Here is a 14820-nt window from a genome sequence, read left to right as displayed (position 1 = left end):
GAGGGCTATTCACGGTATTAAGAAGGCGTTTTTTGTAATGGAATTTTAAAGAAAGAGTCTTATCTATAACTGATATAATATTCATATAAAAGGCTACTGCATGAACACTTATCTTTAACTACAGAGGGATCCGTTCTAAGAACGGTGACACAAGTCAAACAAAAAACGCTGTTTAAACCGATGAAAGTTTAGCGATAGCGTTTTTTTGTTGGTTTTTTTAGTTCTGATTTTCACAATGAGATTAAGAAACGACATGGATAGTCTACAGAATCAGAGGGAATCAAGTAAAGGGTACTACTTGTTTGGTATTGGCTACATTAAATAGCTAAAAAGAAGCTGAAAGAACCACTCTTTGTTCGTCATTATGTTGATAATCCAGTGGAACTATATGTTTGGATTATTTTACGGGATGTATCTAGTTTTTTTACAGATATCGCAAAACTTCAAATAAAGATCGCTAGCTATATGTTATAAGAAGGTTTTAACAGTCATAAGCATGCAAAAAAACTGGAGATAAACTCCAGTCAATCACGCATTTAGTGCAAGCACAGAGTGATGAGCTCGTGCATAGTATAACAAGAAAGAGAGAAATTAGCAAAATAAAATGAGAGTTAAATGATTAAGAAGGCGATTGCTCATCTTTCTTATCATTAATTATCTCGCTTTCAGCTGTCTTTATCCCGATGTTTGATTCATTTATGCCATGCTTAATTGCTAATTTTAAAATGAAATACACAACAATCGCACATATGCCAAATAAAATTAAATTATAGATGATATCAATATAGTACAAACCTTCGATCGTCATAACCATCACCTCGTTTATAGTTTAAGCTAATTATATCATGATAAGAGAACAGGTATATGACAGTCTTGTCAGGTTAAGGGAGGAAGAGAGTAAAGGTATGTTAGTTATTTCGATAAATTGAAATATAAGCCATCGGGTCTATGAAATGTCCGATGGCTTATTGGCAAAGCCTAAATTAAGACTTAAAAACTGTCATTATCTTGAGTTAGGCGAGGTTGTTAACGCTCAGAATGGTTCTAGCTTAAGATTGAGTTGATAAGCAATGTGTTAAGCCTTTTTTATCGGCACCCAAACTTCATATCTGCTGCCTTCAGGAGTATCGCAATTTTCCTTTTCTATTGCTGTTATTGGATTTTCTGGACCATTATTTCTAATATATCCTTCTGGAATTTGGACTTTATCTGCATATCTATTACATTGGCCATTTCCGTTTTCGCCAACGGCTTCTTCATTGGTCGCCATCCATTCTGTAGTAACTACAAAAAAATCGCTTCCAGGAAATTCTGTCATTGTGTAACCTTCCGGGACGATTTCCACATTATTTACAAATAAACCTTGAGAATAAATTTCTTGTCCTTTGTTATTGGTATACCAGATATTAATCGGTTTTGAATCTGTCGCATGTTGAAGAATGGGGTGATAACCACCTTTTCTAAAAAAATTATTCCAAACAAGCTCAAAATCAACTGAGTTAGTAAGAATAGTTTCGTTACCAAGAAAAGTAAATTTTTCCTGGTGGATTTGAAATGTTTTTATTTCAGGTTTGTTTGTTCTTGACATGGGTTCTCCCTCCCTAGATATGTGATATGTGATATGTTCAATTATACCAAAAAAAAGAATAAGAAGGGCTATATAATTATGATAGTGCAGATTTCATAGCTAAATTATGTTCTGTCCGGGTTAATTTGGTATGTTTACTGCTAAAGTAGAGGTAAGAGAGTGCTTAATATGGCCGAAGGACCGATATTGGCAATTCTAGAATTTTCAGAGTATTTTGCGGAAGCACGAAGTCAATGCCCACATATAGCATTGAGCCCCTTTTTTATTAAGCTGGGTTTAAATTCTGATATGTAGAAATTTATGTAATAGGAGATATCACAAAAAAACAACCTTTTAGCGATGCTTTGACCAGCTAAAAGGTTGTCTTTAATTAACTTAAGAAAAACTAAGGAAAATGAGATCATAAATGATGTGAATAATTAACGGCATGATGATGGTATTTGATTTGAGTCCACTTAGATTAAAGGCTATTCTGGCACTGCCTTGAATCAGTAAGATGTGAGCGAGTGTTGTCATGGGATTGCCATTATAGTAGGTTGAAAAATGTAAAAGTCCAAAAATGATACAGCTAAAAATGATGCCAATTATCTCAGCTTGTTTTTGATTTGTTGTTTTTCTATAAATAAGGTTAGCTAGGACAAGTAATATATAAAAGCTAATTAATTCTTCACCTAATAACATAAAGGGGATGTTTAAGATGATTGACATGATATTTCCGGATTCTGGATTAGCAGCTAAGTGAAACTTTAAAACATATTGAAGAAAGATGGACGCCGCAAAACCTAAAACAGCTGTAAGAGTAATATATTTAAAGAAGTTCTTGATATTTCCATTAGGATCGCTCGGTTTACTGAATAAATCTTTGATACCTGATGTGCCGAAAGTGACGATAAAAGCAATCAACCCAGAAATCATTAAACTATAGGGTGATAAGGCAGTGAAAAAGGAATTGATTTCGTTTGTTGCAAGGAAAAATCCAACACCTAAAATGACTGCTCCGATTAATCCGCGACTAATTGACACATTGTATTTATTAATTAATTTATCCATGAGAAATCCTCCGCTCATTTATTATTTCGCCTTATTATTGATCGTTTGTAAATGAAAGTCAATAAATTTTCATTTGATTTTTCATCTTTTTTTTATAAGGATATTTTTAATACAAGGAAAGGGTTACAGTAGAGTGGGGTAGCAAAGCGACAGGCCTTTAAACTAATTTAGTAATAGTGGTTTTAATTATCTTAAATTGCAGTTTTTCCATCTAAAAATTTAAATATATGAACCTTTTTTACAAGTTGATAATATGTTTCTGTTAAACTAAATTGAAGAGAGAGGAGTGATTGAATGGCTTATATATTGGTTGCCGAAGATGAATTGTCGATCAATCGGTTAATAAGCAAAAATTTGCAATTAGTGGGGCATCATATTGTGCAAGCTTTTAGTGGTGAAGAGGTGTTACAACAAGTTATTTTAGAAAAATTCGATTTGATTTTATTAGATGTAATGTTGCCAAAAGTCGATGGTTTTGAGATTGCTAGACAATTAGAGCATACAGTGCCGATTATTTTTATCACTGCTAGAACCAACTTGTCAGATCGTTTGGCTGGTTTGGGATTGGGGGCAGATGATTATATTGTAAAACCCTTTGAAATACTGGAATTACTTGCTCGTGTGGGAGCTGTATTACGGCGGACTCAAAAACAAGAAAAAGTGTTTACTCATGATAATGTATCGGTCGATTTACTGACACGACAAGTATTTTTTAATCACCAAGAAGTACCACTAACACCAAAAGAGTATGAATTATTGCAAACATTGGTTCTTAATCGGAATTTGGCACTTTCAAGAGAAAAGTTACTTGAATTAGTCTGGGGATATGATTTTATGGGGGACAGTCGAACAGTTGATGTTCATATTCAAAAACTACGAAAAAAACTTGAATGGGAGGATGTTATCAAAACTATATACAAAATGGGATACCGATTACAGACAGGTAAACCCAAATGAGTCAATACAACTTTTGGCAAAAAACATACTTGATTACACTACTTTTTTGCGGTGTTTGTTTATGTCTTGGTGTTTTTATTATTGAAATAATTGGTTATCATCAAAATTTAAACCTAGAGATTGCTCAGCATCTTGCTGAGCAAACGGTTATTGCTGAAAATCTGAATCATGATATCAGTGTCTTAAATCAAGGGAATGAGAAGATGCTCTTAACGGTTTTCAAATTTTATAAAGAAACGTATCTTACAGAAAATTCTCAAATAGAAATTGCAAGGACGAAGACAAATTCAATGAATCAAACACCTCTTAAAGAAGATGAGGTAAATTATCAGATATTAAAGAATGAAGGGACGCCCTATTTATATATTACTAATTTACTTAAAGGGAATTATCGAAGCTGGACGTTAACCTATCAATATGATCTATCATCTTTTATTTGGAGGTCAAACCAAACACGATTGGCATATTTAATTGGTTGCGGAGGTATTTTATTAACCTTAACCATAGGTTTGTTTGTGATTTTGCGTCGTTTAACTGCTCCCCTTGAAAAATTGACATCAATGGCAGATCAGTTAGCGGAAGGCGATTTGGGATGCAGAGCAGACCAAGGAAGCCCTGATGAGATAGGGCGTTTGGCTACAAGTTTTAATAATATGGCTCAATTTATGCAACAATATATATCTGATTTGCAGGAAAGTTCTCGACAAAAAGAACAACTTGTTGCTAATTTGTCCCATGAAATTAGGACACCTTTAACAGCGATTAAAGGCTATGCAGATTATCTGCTAATTGCGGAAGTGACGGAGGTGGAGCGGATTGAGGCCTTATCATTTATTACATCTGAGAGTGCTAGATTGCAGCAATTATCACAGATGATGTTACAAAGCTATACAATTCAGCATACATCCTTAGATTACCATCGTTTGTCTTTAGCCACAATATTAAAAGAAGTGGACTACACTCTTTCTGAAAAGCTACAGCAAAAAAATGTAGTTTTCGATTATGAAAAGCTAGAGAATATTGAGTTATATGGTGATCCAACCTTGCTTAAAAGTCTTTTTATTAATCTCATTGATAATGGCATTAATGCGAGCGAGGCTGGTGGGAAGGTTTGGATTACCGCAGAAATAACCCAAACGCAGCTTTGCGTTGCTGTACATGATAATGGTTGTGGCATAACACAAAATGAACTAGAGAAAATTGGTCAGCCTTTCTTTCGATCAGACAGTTCTAGAGCGAGGCATACAGGAGGGGCTGGTTTAGGTGTGACATTATGCCACAAAATAATCGAACAACACCTAGGAACTCTTCATTACCACTCATCCGAAAAAGGAACGACTGTTACCATTGTTTTTACATGTTGTTAACAAGTTGATACCATTTCTAAAATAATAAAGAGCTATACTAGGATCAATTCAAGAAAGGAGTTATACAGTATGAAACGAAATGAAACAAAAAAGGCGATCAAGACGGTAGTCATTGGCGGGGTTAGTATTGTAGCACTGTTAGGACTGATGGGAGCGAGTGTTTCCCTTGTTAATAGTGTTAGTAGTGGTCACCTACAGACTGTTGATGCAAAAGAAATTAAGCAAAAAGTTTCTTTTAAAGATCAGCAGGAAATCGAGGGCTTTACCATTCGTACGTATGAATCAGTTAAACCGACTGAAAATGATATTTCTCCTCAATCAGCACTTACCATTGGCTTGGAGTCTTTAGAAGCAGATTTTAATGTTAAATTAAAGAACAGAGTGTTTATCGTATTTATACCACCTCTTTTTAAAAATTCTAATCCTTATTGGAATATTACGATAGAATTGGCAGAAGGGTCAACTATGTTTAATGTTGATTCCAGAGCTGGCAAGTTAACCTCTGCTTCAGTAAATAGTGATCCAAGTCTTGATTGGAGCTGGTTTGATAATTGGAATGAGGAAGTGGTTGAAAGCGATGATGACGATTTAATCCTTGGCAGTGAGGAAGCACCTGTATTATATAGTTCCGAAGAGCGTGTTGAACAAGAACAAAGGATAGCTGGATGGAATAAATTACCTGAACAAGAAGATATCAAACAAATGGCCCTTGACTATGGAAAAAAAATCACAGGTGATCTGGAGTTAACGATTGACAAGACGCAAATTGTTGATATTGTGTATGTTGCCGTTGGCAGTGAGTGGGACCAGTCAAATGAATATAGATACGAAGAAGGAGAAAAGAAAAAAAGCATTGAGGAAGTCGGTTTACCTTTTGAAGCTCACTATGTAGTTGAAGTTGGGCTGTCAGATAATACATTTTTTTCTGTTGCCATTGATAAAGCAGAAGGTAAACTTTTGTCATATGAATATTTTGATGTAAATTATCTTGATAGAAACTATGAATAAGTACATAATTTGTTTGTTATTTAGGATGTAAACATTAAAGAATTTTGAGCATCAGCAAGAGTATCGTAAAAAGCCCGTTCCCTAAGTTGGAGCGGGCTTTTTGCTTTTCTAGGGCTGAAGTAATACTTTGATATCATCTCCGGCCATCACTTTTTGAAAGGCTTGTTCCCATTCTGCTAATGGATAAACGGCAGAAACTAAGGGAGTTAAGTCGATTTTTTCTGATTCCAGAAGATCGAGGGATTTCAACCAAGAACTTGGTTTCTGGGTTCGCGATCCGATATATTGAATCTCTTTGTGAATCAGAAGACTCATGTCGATCGGAATCATATCTTTGGCAAAAAGCCCTTCTTGAATAATGGTACCTTGCTTTTTACTAATCTGAAAGGCTTGGCGAAGAGCGACAGGACTGCCAGAACATTCAAAAACATAATCAACGCCTAAATTATCGGTCAAACTAGCCACTTTTGATGTTAAGTCGCAGGTTTGACTGTCGATTATCTGATCGATACCTAAAGTGGATGCCAGTTGCAAACGCTTTTTATCTTGTGTAATACCAATAAGGATGACGGTTACCTGATAGGTCTTTAAGACAAGTGACATCAGCAAGCCAATCGGGCCTGGACCAAAAACAGCAATGGTTTCTCCTGATTGAATCGCCGTCTTTTCCATTACAGCATGAACACAACAAGCCAAGGGTTCCAACATGGCAGCGACTTGAGGGGTAATATTGTCGGGTATTTTATGACAACGTGAAGCTTTAGCGATGACATATTCTGCAAAGCTCCCATCAATCTGAGTTCCCAGTCCTTTTCGCTGACTGCAAAGGTTGTACTCTTCTTTGAGACAGTAGGGGCATTTTTCACAGACTTCAAAGGTGGTTTCACTGCTGACGATATCGCCCACTTCTAATCGTTCAACACTTTCCCCAACTTCAACGATTTCTCCTGAAAATTCATGACCTAATGTAAGTGGGGTAACTTTGGTGTATTCTCCTTTAAAGTTATGAATATCGGATCCGCAAATCCCCGTAAAAAGGACCCGAATCTTTACTTCATCTTCTTTAAGATCAGGAGTGACGACGTTTGTATAGCGCATCTGATTGTAGCCGGGATTCGTTTTTCGTAATGCTTTCATAGTATAATAAACTCCTTACTCATTAGTTTAAGTCAATGTGAGCCCCAAGATTAAGCAGATATTGGATAAGTTGATGGTAGCATTTTTCGCTTGTTAACTCAATTTTCTGGCTATCACAAATTATTTGAAAACGATATCAAGTTAATTGGTCTTGTGAAAAAATTGACCTAACTTATAATAAAAGTGTGGAGGTGCCCAAGATGAACAGAAGAATTAACAAGATTATATTGGATGTGTTACGAGGAGAGAAAAAGTCGTTACAAGATTATGCTCAGCTGTTTAAAGTATCGGAGCAAACTATTAGGAATGATCTTAATGATATTAATGAGCAGTTTGCTGCGGATGAGCAAGGGCAAATAATATTCGACGAAAGTGGTACGATTATTTTTACCTCCAATGTCGATTGGAACCAAACGTTAAAAAACTATGCCACATTTCAGCATTACCGTCTTTCACAAAATGAGCGTCGAACCATTCTAGCCCTATTACTACTGAATTCTATTGAGTATGTGACCACTTATTATTTATCTGAATACTTACTTGTCAGTCGCAATACGTTGATTAGCGATATTGAAGAGTTGAAACTTTGGTTTAAAAAAAATGAGTTGGAGCTTTATTCACAGGTTGGTAAAGGGTATCAAATACGGGGGGATGAGGGAGATCTTCGACGAGCTATGTTGAAACTAATTTTATTAAACGGCTTGTTCGCTGGTGAATATGCTTATGCTTTTGGCAATGAAAACAGTATTTTTCAACGATTATTGTTGGACATTATCGATCAAGATGGGATTTATCAAAAAATGAAAGGCTTGCTAATTAAAGCAGAACGTCAACATGATTTACAGTTGTCTGATTTTTCTTATCAGGAAGTGGTTTGTTACTTAATGATTGTGGTTAGCCGTTTAGAACAGGGACAAAGCATTAGTGAGGTAAAAACGGAGCAGCTAGTCAGCAGTTCTAAATATGGCTTTGCTAAAAGTTTGGCAACCGAAATTGAATCCGATTTCAACGTGTCTTTTTCAGAAAGTGAACTGTTATTTTTGACAGGGAATTTGCGGCAAAAGAGCTATTTAAAAAACAATGGTCGAAAGATTGATTCCATTGAAATCCAAATACTGGTCAATGAGTTCATCTTCCATTTGTCCAATAAACTCAACATTAAATACTACTTAAATAGCGATCTTTTCGAATTGCTAGAAAACCACTTGAAGTTGTCAGTATTGAGAATTAAGGAGAATGTGACGGTTGAAAATGACTTGCTGCCAGAAATCATGGCGTCTTATCGAGACATCTTCCCAATTGTTAGATCGAGTTTAACTAATTTGGAGACTTATTTAGAAAAATCCTTTTCAGATGACGAGGTGTCATTTCTCGTTATGTACGTTATGGCGATCGTAGAAAATAGCTCAGGTGATCAGCCGGTTATCACTGTTCGTCTCGTTTGTAATTCTGGTAGGGGCACTGCTCAATTGTTAAAGGCGAAGATCACGCGGATATTTCCACAAATTGAGATCATTTCAGTGGATTCTTCTCATGATATTGCCACTAGCCAGTGGTTGACTCAGGATTTGGTAGTTTCAACTGTGCCGATTCGTCAGTTTTCGCACCCCTTGGTGATTGTTAATCCGATGTTGTCTGAAACCAATATTATGGATATCCAACGAATGGTCTATCAGCTTCAGGCCCAAAAGGTCATGAAAAACCAAGTAGGTGAGACAGTGAAGAGTCGAAAAGATGAGTTTTATCAGAAGTATTTACAGGTAATCGATAAATACATCGATACTGAGGACAAGGTTCATGCTTTGGCAGAATTGGAGAGGGTTTATTATGCTCACTTTGAAGTGGAGAAAGAACACTCTGCTCGTGAGATTGCCACCTTATCCGATATTTTAGCTGTACAACGGATCGAGCTAAATGGTCAAGCTGAGACTTGGCAAGACGCGGTGCGCTTAAGTGGGCAGCTATTGTTAAGGGATCGTTTGATTACAGAGTCTTATATTGAGTCGATGATCGAGATCATCGATCAGTTGGACTCTTATGTGGTGATTTATCCAGGAGTGGCGATTCCCCATGCTGATGGGAAAAATGGTGCCTTGAAAACCGGGGCAAGTTTTGTTCGCTTACAGCAACCAGTTAATTTTAATCACCAGAAAAATGATCCAGTCAAGTATGTGATTGCTTTCAGCATTGCCGAGCAAGATAATTTGGGCAGTTGTTTGTATAACTTAACAGAGATCTTAGGCAGTGGCAAGTTTGATCAGGTCTTAGGATCTTGTCAGACAGAGTGGGCCTTATTAGACAAAATAAAAAATTTAGAAAATGAAGTGATGGGGATTGTCGATGAAAAAGTTACTGTATGATACTAAAGAAAAGTTTATGTTTTGTCGCTTTCAAGCCGAGAAGCGGACGGAGCTTTTGGAAAAAATGAGCGATGTGCTGATTGCGGAACGCTACGTGAAGGACAGCTATAAAGAGGCCGTGATTCTCAGGGAAAAGGAATTTCCGACAGGGCTTCCCACTAAAGGGATCAGTGTTGCTATTCCTCACACTGAGAGTCAGCATGTGATTCATGAAGGTTTTTTGGTAGGGATTGTTGAAACCCCTGTCATTTTCGAGGTGATGGCCAGTCCAGGAGAGGAAGTGCCAGTGGAAATTATCTTTATGTTAGCCATTAAAGAGCCGGAAAATCAGTTGGTAATGTTGCAAAAGTTAATTGGTCTTTGTCAGAATGAGCGCGCATTGGCCATGATCAAGGAAGGGAAGGAGGTTGAGTCGATTAATCAATTGTTACGGGAGATCATTTGAAAAAACAAAAATAAAGGGGATGTAACGCATGTTAGAACTAATTAAATCAGCAGTTAATTATATTCTTGATTTAGGGGCAACGGCTATGTTGCCGATTATCTTAACGATTTTTGGGTTAATTCTGGGACAGTCTCTCAGCAAGTCATTTCGCGCAGGCTTAACGGTTGGTATTGGGTTTACTGGCTTGAACTTAGTAATTGGTTTATTATCTGATTCAGTTGGCACGGCTTCTCAAGCGATGATTGAACGGCTGGGCTTAAATTTGGACATTTTGGATGTTGGCTGGCCAATTGGTGCGGCGATTACCTTTGCGACACCGATTGCCGTTTTGTTAATACCAGTTATTTTTATCTTTAATATTATTTTATTGCGCTACAATATGACCAAAACAATGGATGTGGATTTGTGGAATTACTGGCATTTAATTTTTCCAGGGGCCATGATTTATTATGCGACAAATTCAATTTGGATTGCGATTATTTGTTCGCTGATCAATGCGTTTGTGATTTTCAAATTAGCTGACTGGACGGCACCAGCAGTTGAACATTTCTTTGGCCTACCGGGGATTTCGCTGCCTCACGGTGAAACGGTAAACTTCGCTCCCATTACCTATGCTTTAAATCGGCTTTGGGACAAAATACCTGGTTTGAATAAGATCGACATCAATGCCAAGAACTTAAAGGATAAGCTGGGGCTTTTTGGAGAACCGATGATGATCGGCCTGATTTTAGGAATCGGCATGGGCTTCTTGGCTGGTTATGATTCTCAAGCCATTATTCAGTTAGGGATTCAGATGTCAGCGGTGATGATTTTGATGCCGAGAATGGTGGCGTTGTTAATGGAAGGTTTGGCGCCAATTGCCGACGCAGCGAAAAGTTTTATTCAAAAACGATTCCCTGGAAAAAAGGTTTATATCGGACTGGATGCTGCGGTGGTGACAGCTCATCCAGCAATTATTACGGTGGCGCTTATCATGGTGCCGATTACGATCTTTTTAGCAGCAGTTTTACCTTACAATCGCTTGTTGCCTTTTGCTGATTTAGCTGTTTTGCCATTTACGGTTATTTGGTCAGTGGCGGCTTCAAAGGGAAATATTTTCCGGGGATTGCTTAATGCGATTGTCTCTCTGTGCTTGGTGCTCTTTATTGCGACTAATTTAGGCGCTTTAACGACGACGATGGCCCATGCTGTTGGGTTTGCTTTTCCCGAAGGGGCAACGATGATTTCTGGGATTGATATGAGCAGCCATTTAACCTTGTGGATTATGTTGAAATTAATTGATCCGACGAATGTGCCTGCTTTTGCGGCTGGAATTATTGGACTGCTGTTATACGGCGGGCTTTGGTATTGGGTTAGAAATGATATTAAGAAGCAGTTTCCAGAATCAGAAAATAACTAGAAAATAGGAGTGGTCATCGTGAATAAAAAACATATTTTAATCGCCTGTGGAACAGGTGTCGCAACATCAACAGTCGTCAGCATGCGTGTGCAGGAGGAATTAGCGAAGCACCAGATCAACGCGACGGTGGAGCAATGCAAGGTGGCGGAATTACCAGCAAAAATTACTGGCGCGGACTTAGTAGTCACGACGACCTCTTATGAGAGTGATCAGATACCAGTGATTCGTGCTCTATCCTTTTTAACGGGAATCGGAATGGATGAGGATATTGCTAAAATTATTGAGATTATGAAGTAAAGGGGCCATTCAAAATGACTGATTTTAAAGGGAAAGTAGCAGTTGTGACTGGTGGTGCCAAAGGGATTGGCCGCTGCATTGTGGAAACATTTGCCAAGGGTGGCGCTCAAACGGTTATTTTAGATTTTGATTCATCAGCGGGTGAAACTCTGGCTGATGAAATAAACGGTAGGGGTGAGTCGGCTCTTTTTATCAAAACAGATGTCAGTCAGGTGGCGAGTTTGGGCCAGGCTAGAGACCTTGTGATGGCGCAGCTTGGTCGAATTGATCTGCTAGTTATTAATGCTGGCATCAGCTATCATCACAGTCTTCAGGAGATCGACGTAGAAGAATGGCAACGGGTGATTAACATCAATTTAAGTGGGTCTTTTTATACGATAAAAGCTTTTTTAGCAGATCTGATTCAACAAAAAAATCAAGGAAAGGTCGTTTTTATTACCTCTGGTTCAGGGATTACTGGAACTGGTGGTGGGGCTCATTACGCGGCCTCCAAATCAGGCCAACATGGGTTGATGCGCAATCTGGCAAAAGAGTTGGGGCCCTTAGGGATTAATGTTAATGCCATTGCGCCACGAGTGATTCAGACTGATATTTTAGATCACTTATACCCGACAGAGGAAAGCCGGGAGGTATTGCTTAAACAGATTCCGCTTGGCAGAATAGGCCAGCCTCAAGATATTGCTAATTTAGCAGTGTTTTTAGCCAGCCCTGAGAGTTCGTACATTCACGGGCAAATCATCTTAGCGGATGGTGGACGAACGTATTAGAAAGGACGAAAAAAATGAAAACAGTGTTAGTTGCTTCAGGAACGTCGCAAAATAAGTTGAAATTTGCGACCAGCTTTATTGACACCTATTTAAATGAGCGGGGAATAGCTGTAAAAGTTGTCGGTGAAAGTATTTATGAAGTGAAGCTAAAGGAAGTGGAGCCAACGGTCATTGTGGTAATTGGACCTCATTCTTTTGGGGAGGAGTATCCTGTGGTGAATGGGATGGCCTTTATTACGAAGATGGGGATGGAGCAGTGTTGTGATGACATTCTTCATCATCTCAGCTGATCTGGGATGACGATAAGACTATTTGCCATCGATATTTATGGCACCTTATTAAACGAGAAAAAACAGATTCCGCCAGCCAATCGAGTAGTTATTGGCGAAAATTGGTGTGGCAATCACTTGTTGGAAATGAATTAGTTATGGAGGGAAACAAAGATGACAATCTCGATACCAAATAAAGGTGATTTAACAGATGAGCAACTAATAAAGTTGCTGGCAACGATGTGGAAAATCCGCTTTTTTGATGAAAAGGTGGATCAGCTATTTGCTCGTGGCTTAATTCACGGTACCACTCATTTAGCCGTTGGTCAGGAAGCCACGGCGGCAGGCAGTGGAGCAGTTCTTCGTCAAACTGATTGGATTACTGCAACGCATCGGGGTCATGGGCAAACCATTGCCAAAGGAACGGATGTCAAAGGGATGATGGCGGAGCTATTTGGCCGCACGAATGGCACGAATAAAGGGAAAGGTGGCTCCATGCACATTGCCGAGTTGGCAACGGGAAACTTAGGGGCGAATGGGATCGTTGGTGGTGGTTACCCAATTGCGACTGGGGCTGCTTTAACGGCCAAAATGAAACAACAAGATCGAGTGGCCCTTTGTTATGCGGGAGATGGTTCCACCAATGAGGGGAGCTTTCATGAATCGCTCAATTTAGCTGCAATCTGGGATCTACCGGTTGTCTTTTTTATTGAAAATAACCAGTATGGCATGAGTGGGCCAGTGGAAAAAATGACACGGGTTTCCCGTCTGAGCGAGCGAGCCCTTGCTTATGGCATTGAAGGGGTGACCATTGATGGCAATGATTTAATCGCGGTGATCGATGCTACTTGGGATGCGGTGGAAAAAGCCCGCAATGGCGGCGGGCCAACCATTATTGAAGCCCTTACCTATCGCTGGAAAGGTCATTCAAAGTCAGACGCAAAAAAATATCGAACCAAGGCAGAAGAGGAAGAGTGGCGCAAAAATCGCGATCCAATCAAATTAGCGAAGGAACGATTTATGACAGCTGGCTTGTTGACAGAAGCTGAAGCTGAGTTAATTCGACTGGCAGCTAAGGAAGCTATTGAGGAAGCGGTTAGCTATGCTGAAGCTGGGGAGATGCCACTGCCTTCAGCGTTGTATGAAGATGTCTATGCAGATTAAGGGGGAACTGAGGAAATGCGAGAAATCACTTATTTAGAAGCAGTTAGAGAAGCGTTAACCGAGGCGATGCATGAGAATCAAGATGTTTTCCTGATGGGAGAAGATATTGGCGTATATGGCGGTGCCTTTGGTGTCACTCGTGGGATGGTCGAAGAATTTGGTGAGGAGCGCATTCGTTCAACACCTATTTCCGAAAGCGCCATTGCTGGTACTGCAGTTGGAGCGGCTATTACTGGCATGAGGCCAGTTTATGAATTACAGTTTTCAGATTTTATTACGATTGCTTTGGATCAAATCGTCAATCAAGCCGCAAAAATTCACTATATGTATGGGGGGAAGGCAACGATTCCTCTGGTGATGAGAACGCCTGGCGGTTCTGGGACTGGGGCAGCTGCTCAACATTCTCAGAGTTTGGAGAATTGGACAGCTCATGTTCCTGGTCTAAAAGTGGTGCAACCAGCGACTGCTTACGATGCCAAAGGATTGCTTCACGGGGCGATTGAAGACAATAATCCTGTGATGTTTTACGAGCATAAATTGTGTTACAAGACCAGTAGCGATGTCCCAGAAGGGAAGTATGTTATTCCTTTAGGTGTGGCTGATATTAAGCGTCAAGGAAGTGATATCACCGTTGTGGCAACGGGGATCATGGTTCACAGAGCTTTAGAGGCTGGCGAGATTCTATCTCAAGAAGGGATTAATATTGAAGTGGTTGATCCGCGAACGCTTGTCCCTCTGGATAAGCAAACAATTGTTGACTCGGTTAAAAAGACGGGACGGGCGATAGTTGTAACCGAAGCGGTTAAACGCAGTGGCTTTAGTGCAGAGTTGGCTAGTGTGATTGTCGAAAATGAGTCATTTGATTTTCTGGATGGGCCAATTGTTCGCTTGGCAGGGGAAGAAGTACCGATTCCTTATCATCCAGATTTGGAAAAGTTGGCAGTGCCTCAAGTAGTGGATATTGTCAAAGCTTGCCAAGAGATGATGGCAAAAAAGTGATAAAGGAGGTCTT

Annotated in this window: 16 protein-coding genes; 12 read left to right on the top strand and 4 right to left on the bottom strand. The window is 39.2% G+C overall.

Annotated features, from left to right (window positions below; genetic code table 11):
- Window positions 1-619: 619 nt before the first annotated feature.
- The 3 genes from I6N95_RS07735 to I6N95_RS07725 form a co-directional block, all read right to left on the bottom strand.
- Window positions 620-808, bottom strand: coding sequence for a hypothetical protein (locus I6N95_RS07735; protein ID WP_209526394.1), 189 nt, complete (start codon window positions 806-808; stop codon window positions 620-622).
- A gap of 267 nt (window positions 809-1075) precedes the next feature.
- Complete coding sequence (locus I6N95_RS07730; protein ID WP_209526392.1) at window positions 1076-1588, bottom strand: effector binding domain-containing protein; 513 nt, start codon at window positions 1586-1588, stop codon at window positions 1076-1078.
- A 375-nt stretch (window positions 1589-1963) separates the two neighbouring features.
- Window positions 1964-2638, bottom strand: a complete 675-nt coding sequence (locus I6N95_RS07725; RefSeq protein WP_209526390.1) for a CPBP family glutamic-type intramembrane protease — start codon at window positions 2636-2638, stop codon at window positions 1964-1966.
- Window positions 2639-2932: 294 nt separating this feature from the next.
- Here I6N95_RS07725 and I6N95_RS07720 point away from each other — a divergent pair, with 294 nt between their 5' ends.
- From I6N95_RS07720 to I6N95_RS07710, 3 genes are all read left to right on the top strand, one after another.
- The gene (locus tag I6N95_RS07720; RefSeq protein WP_209526388.1) at window positions 2933-3595 is read left to right on the top strand and encodes a response regulator transcription factor; all 663 of its coding nucleotides are present in this window, start codon (window positions 2933-2935) and stop codon (window positions 3593-3595) included.
- 29 nt (window positions 3596-3624) lie between these two features.
- Window positions 3625-4962 carry a sensor histidine kinase gene (locus tag I6N95_RS07715; RefSeq protein WP_209526386.1) on the top strand — a complete coding sequence of 446 codons (1338 nt, stop codon included), beginning with the start codon at window positions 3625-3627 and terminating at the stop codon, window positions 4960-4962.
- A 69-nt stretch (window positions 4963-5031) separates the two neighbouring features.
- A complete protein-coding gene (locus I6N95_RS07710; protein WP_209526384.1) occupies window positions 5032-5970 on the top strand; it encodes a hypothetical protein in 939 nt (312 codons plus the stop codon).
- 108 nt (window positions 5971-6078) lie between these two features.
- On the opposite strand, the gene I6N95_RS07705 is transcribed toward I6N95_RS07710, so the two are convergent.
- Window positions 6079-7107: a zinc-dependent alcohol dehydrogenase gene (locus tag I6N95_RS07705; protein WP_209526382.1), complete on the bottom strand. Its 1029-nt coding sequence runs from the start codon at window positions 7105-7107 to the stop codon at window positions 6079-6081.
- 200 nt (window positions 7108-7307) lie between these two features.
- Here I6N95_RS07705 and I6N95_RS07700 point away from each other — a divergent pair, with 200 nt between their 5' ends.
- The 9 genes from I6N95_RS07700 to I6N95_RS07665 are packed head-to-tail and all read left to right on the top strand — an operon-like array spanning window position 7308 to window position 14807.
- The gene (locus I6N95_RS07700) at window positions 7308-9467 is read left to right on the top strand and encodes a BglG family transcription antiterminator (protein ID WP_209526380.1); all 2160 of its coding nucleotides are present in this window, start codon (window positions 7308-7310) and stop codon (window positions 9465-9467) included.
- Entirely contained in the window at window positions 9448-9912 is a 465-nt protein-coding gene (locus I6N95_RS07695; protein ID WP_209526378.1) for a PTS sugar transporter subunit IIA, read from the top strand. Before I6N95_RS07700 ends, I6N95_RS07695 begins: the two co-directional genes overlap by 20 nt.
- Before the next feature lie 28 nt (window positions 9913-9940).
- Window positions 9941-11311, top strand: coding sequence for a PTS galactitol transporter subunit IIC (locus I6N95_RS07690; protein ID WP_209526376.1), 1371 nt, complete (start codon window positions 9941-9943; stop codon window positions 11309-11311).
- 18 nt (window positions 11312-11329) lie between these two features.
- A complete protein-coding gene (locus I6N95_RS07685) occupies window positions 11330-11608 on the top strand; it encodes a PTS sugar transporter subunit IIB (RefSeq protein ID WP_209526373.1) in 279 nt (92 codons plus the stop codon).
- A gap of 14 nt (window positions 11609-11622) precedes the next feature.
- On the top strand, window positions 11623-12375 hold the full coding sequence (locus tag I6N95_RS07680; protein ID WP_209526371.1) for an SDR family NAD(P)-dependent oxidoreductase: 753 nt from the start codon (window positions 11623-11625) through the stop codon (window positions 12373-12375).
- Window positions 12376-12389: 14 nt separating this feature from the next.
- Entirely contained in the window at window positions 12390-12665 is a 276-nt protein-coding gene (locus tag I6N95_RS07675) for a PTS sugar transporter subunit IIB (RefSeq protein ID WP_209526369.1), read from the top strand.
- 6 nt (window positions 12666-12671) lie between these two features.
- The gene (locus tag I6N95_RS27390) at window positions 12672-12800 is read left to right on the top strand and encodes a hypothetical protein (RefSeq protein ID WP_283808943.1); all 129 of its coding nucleotides are present in this window, start codon (window positions 12672-12674) and stop codon (window positions 12798-12800) included.
- 18 nt (window positions 12801-12818) lie between these two features.
- Window positions 12819-13808, top strand: a complete 990-nt coding sequence (locus I6N95_RS07670) for a thiamine pyrophosphate-dependent dehydrogenase E1 component subunit alpha (RefSeq protein ID WP_209526367.1) — start codon at window positions 12819-12821, stop codon at window positions 13806-13808.
- A gap of 15 nt (window positions 13809-13823) precedes the next feature.
- Window positions 13824-14807 (top strand): alpha-ketoacid dehydrogenase subunit beta, encoded by a 984-nt coding sequence (locus tag I6N95_RS07665; RefSeq protein ID WP_209526365.1) that lies wholly within the window; start codon window positions 13824-13826, stop codon window positions 14805-14807.
- Window positions 14808-14820: the final 13 nt, after the last annotated feature.

Origin of the sequence: Vagococcus allomyrinae (genome assembly GCF_017829975.1) — a bacterium.
Lineage (GTDB): Bacteria > Bacillota > Bacilli > Lactobacillales > Vagococcaceae > Vagococcus_D > Vagococcus_D allomyrinae.
Note: the sequence above shows the minus strand (reverse complement) of the source record. Positions and strands in the feature narration are given on the sequence as shown.

Excerpts from the sequence above, each read along its gene's own strand:
- I6N95_RS07680 (WP_209526371.1), top strand. The coding sequence starts at position 11,623 with ATGACTGATTTTAAAGGGAAAGTAGCAGTTGTGACTGGTGGTGCCAAA.
- I6N95_RS07695 (WP_209526378.1), top strand. The coding sequence starts at position 9,448 with ATGAAAAAGTTACTGTATGATACTAAAGAAAAGTTTATGTTTTGTCGC.
- I6N95_RS07730 (WP_209526392.1), bottom strand. The coding sequence starts at position 1,588 with ATGTCAAGAACAAACAAACCTGAAATAAAAACATTTCAAATCCACCAG.
- I6N95_RS07705 (WP_209526382.1), bottom strand. The coding sequence starts at position 7,107 with ATGAAAGCATTACGAAAAACGAATCCCGGCTACAATCAGATGCGCTAT.
- I6N95_RS07675 (WP_209526369.1), top strand. The coding sequence starts at position 12,390 with ATGAAAACAGTGTTAGTTGCTTCAGGAACGTCGCAAAATAAGTTGAAA.
- I6N95_RS07735 (WP_209526394.1), bottom strand. The coding sequence starts at position 808 with ATGACGATCGAAGGTTTGTACTATATTGATATCATCTATAATTTAATT.
- I6N95_RS07710 (WP_209526384.1), top strand. The coding sequence starts at position 5,032 with ATGAAACGAAATGAAACAAAAAAGGCGATCAAGACGGTAGTCATTGGC.
- I6N95_RS07690 (WP_209526376.1), top strand. The coding sequence starts at position 9,941 with ATGTTAGAACTAATTAAATCAGCAGTTAATTATATTCTTGATTTAGGG.
- I6N95_RS07720 (WP_209526388.1), top strand. The coding sequence starts at position 2,933 with ATGGCTTATATATTGGTTGCCGAAGATGAATTGTCGATCAATCGGTTA.
- I6N95_RS27390 (WP_283808943.1), top strand. The coding sequence starts at position 12,672 with ATGACGATAAGACTATTTGCCATCGATATTTATGGCACCTTATTAAAC.
- I6N95_RS07670 (WP_209526367.1), top strand. The coding sequence starts at position 12,819 with ATGACAATCTCGATACCAAATAAAGGTGATTTAACAGATGAGCAACTA.
- I6N95_RS07725 (WP_209526390.1), bottom strand. The coding sequence starts at position 2,638 with ATGGATAAATTAATTAATAAATACAATGTGTCAATTAGTCGCGGATTA.
- I6N95_RS07665 (WP_209526365.1), top strand. The coding sequence starts at position 13,824 with ATGCGAGAAATCACTTATTTAGAAGCAGTTAGAGAAGCGTTAACCGAG.
- I6N95_RS07700 (WP_209526380.1), top strand. The coding sequence starts at position 7,308 with ATGAACAGAAGAATTAACAAGATTATATTGGATGTGTTACGAGGAGAG.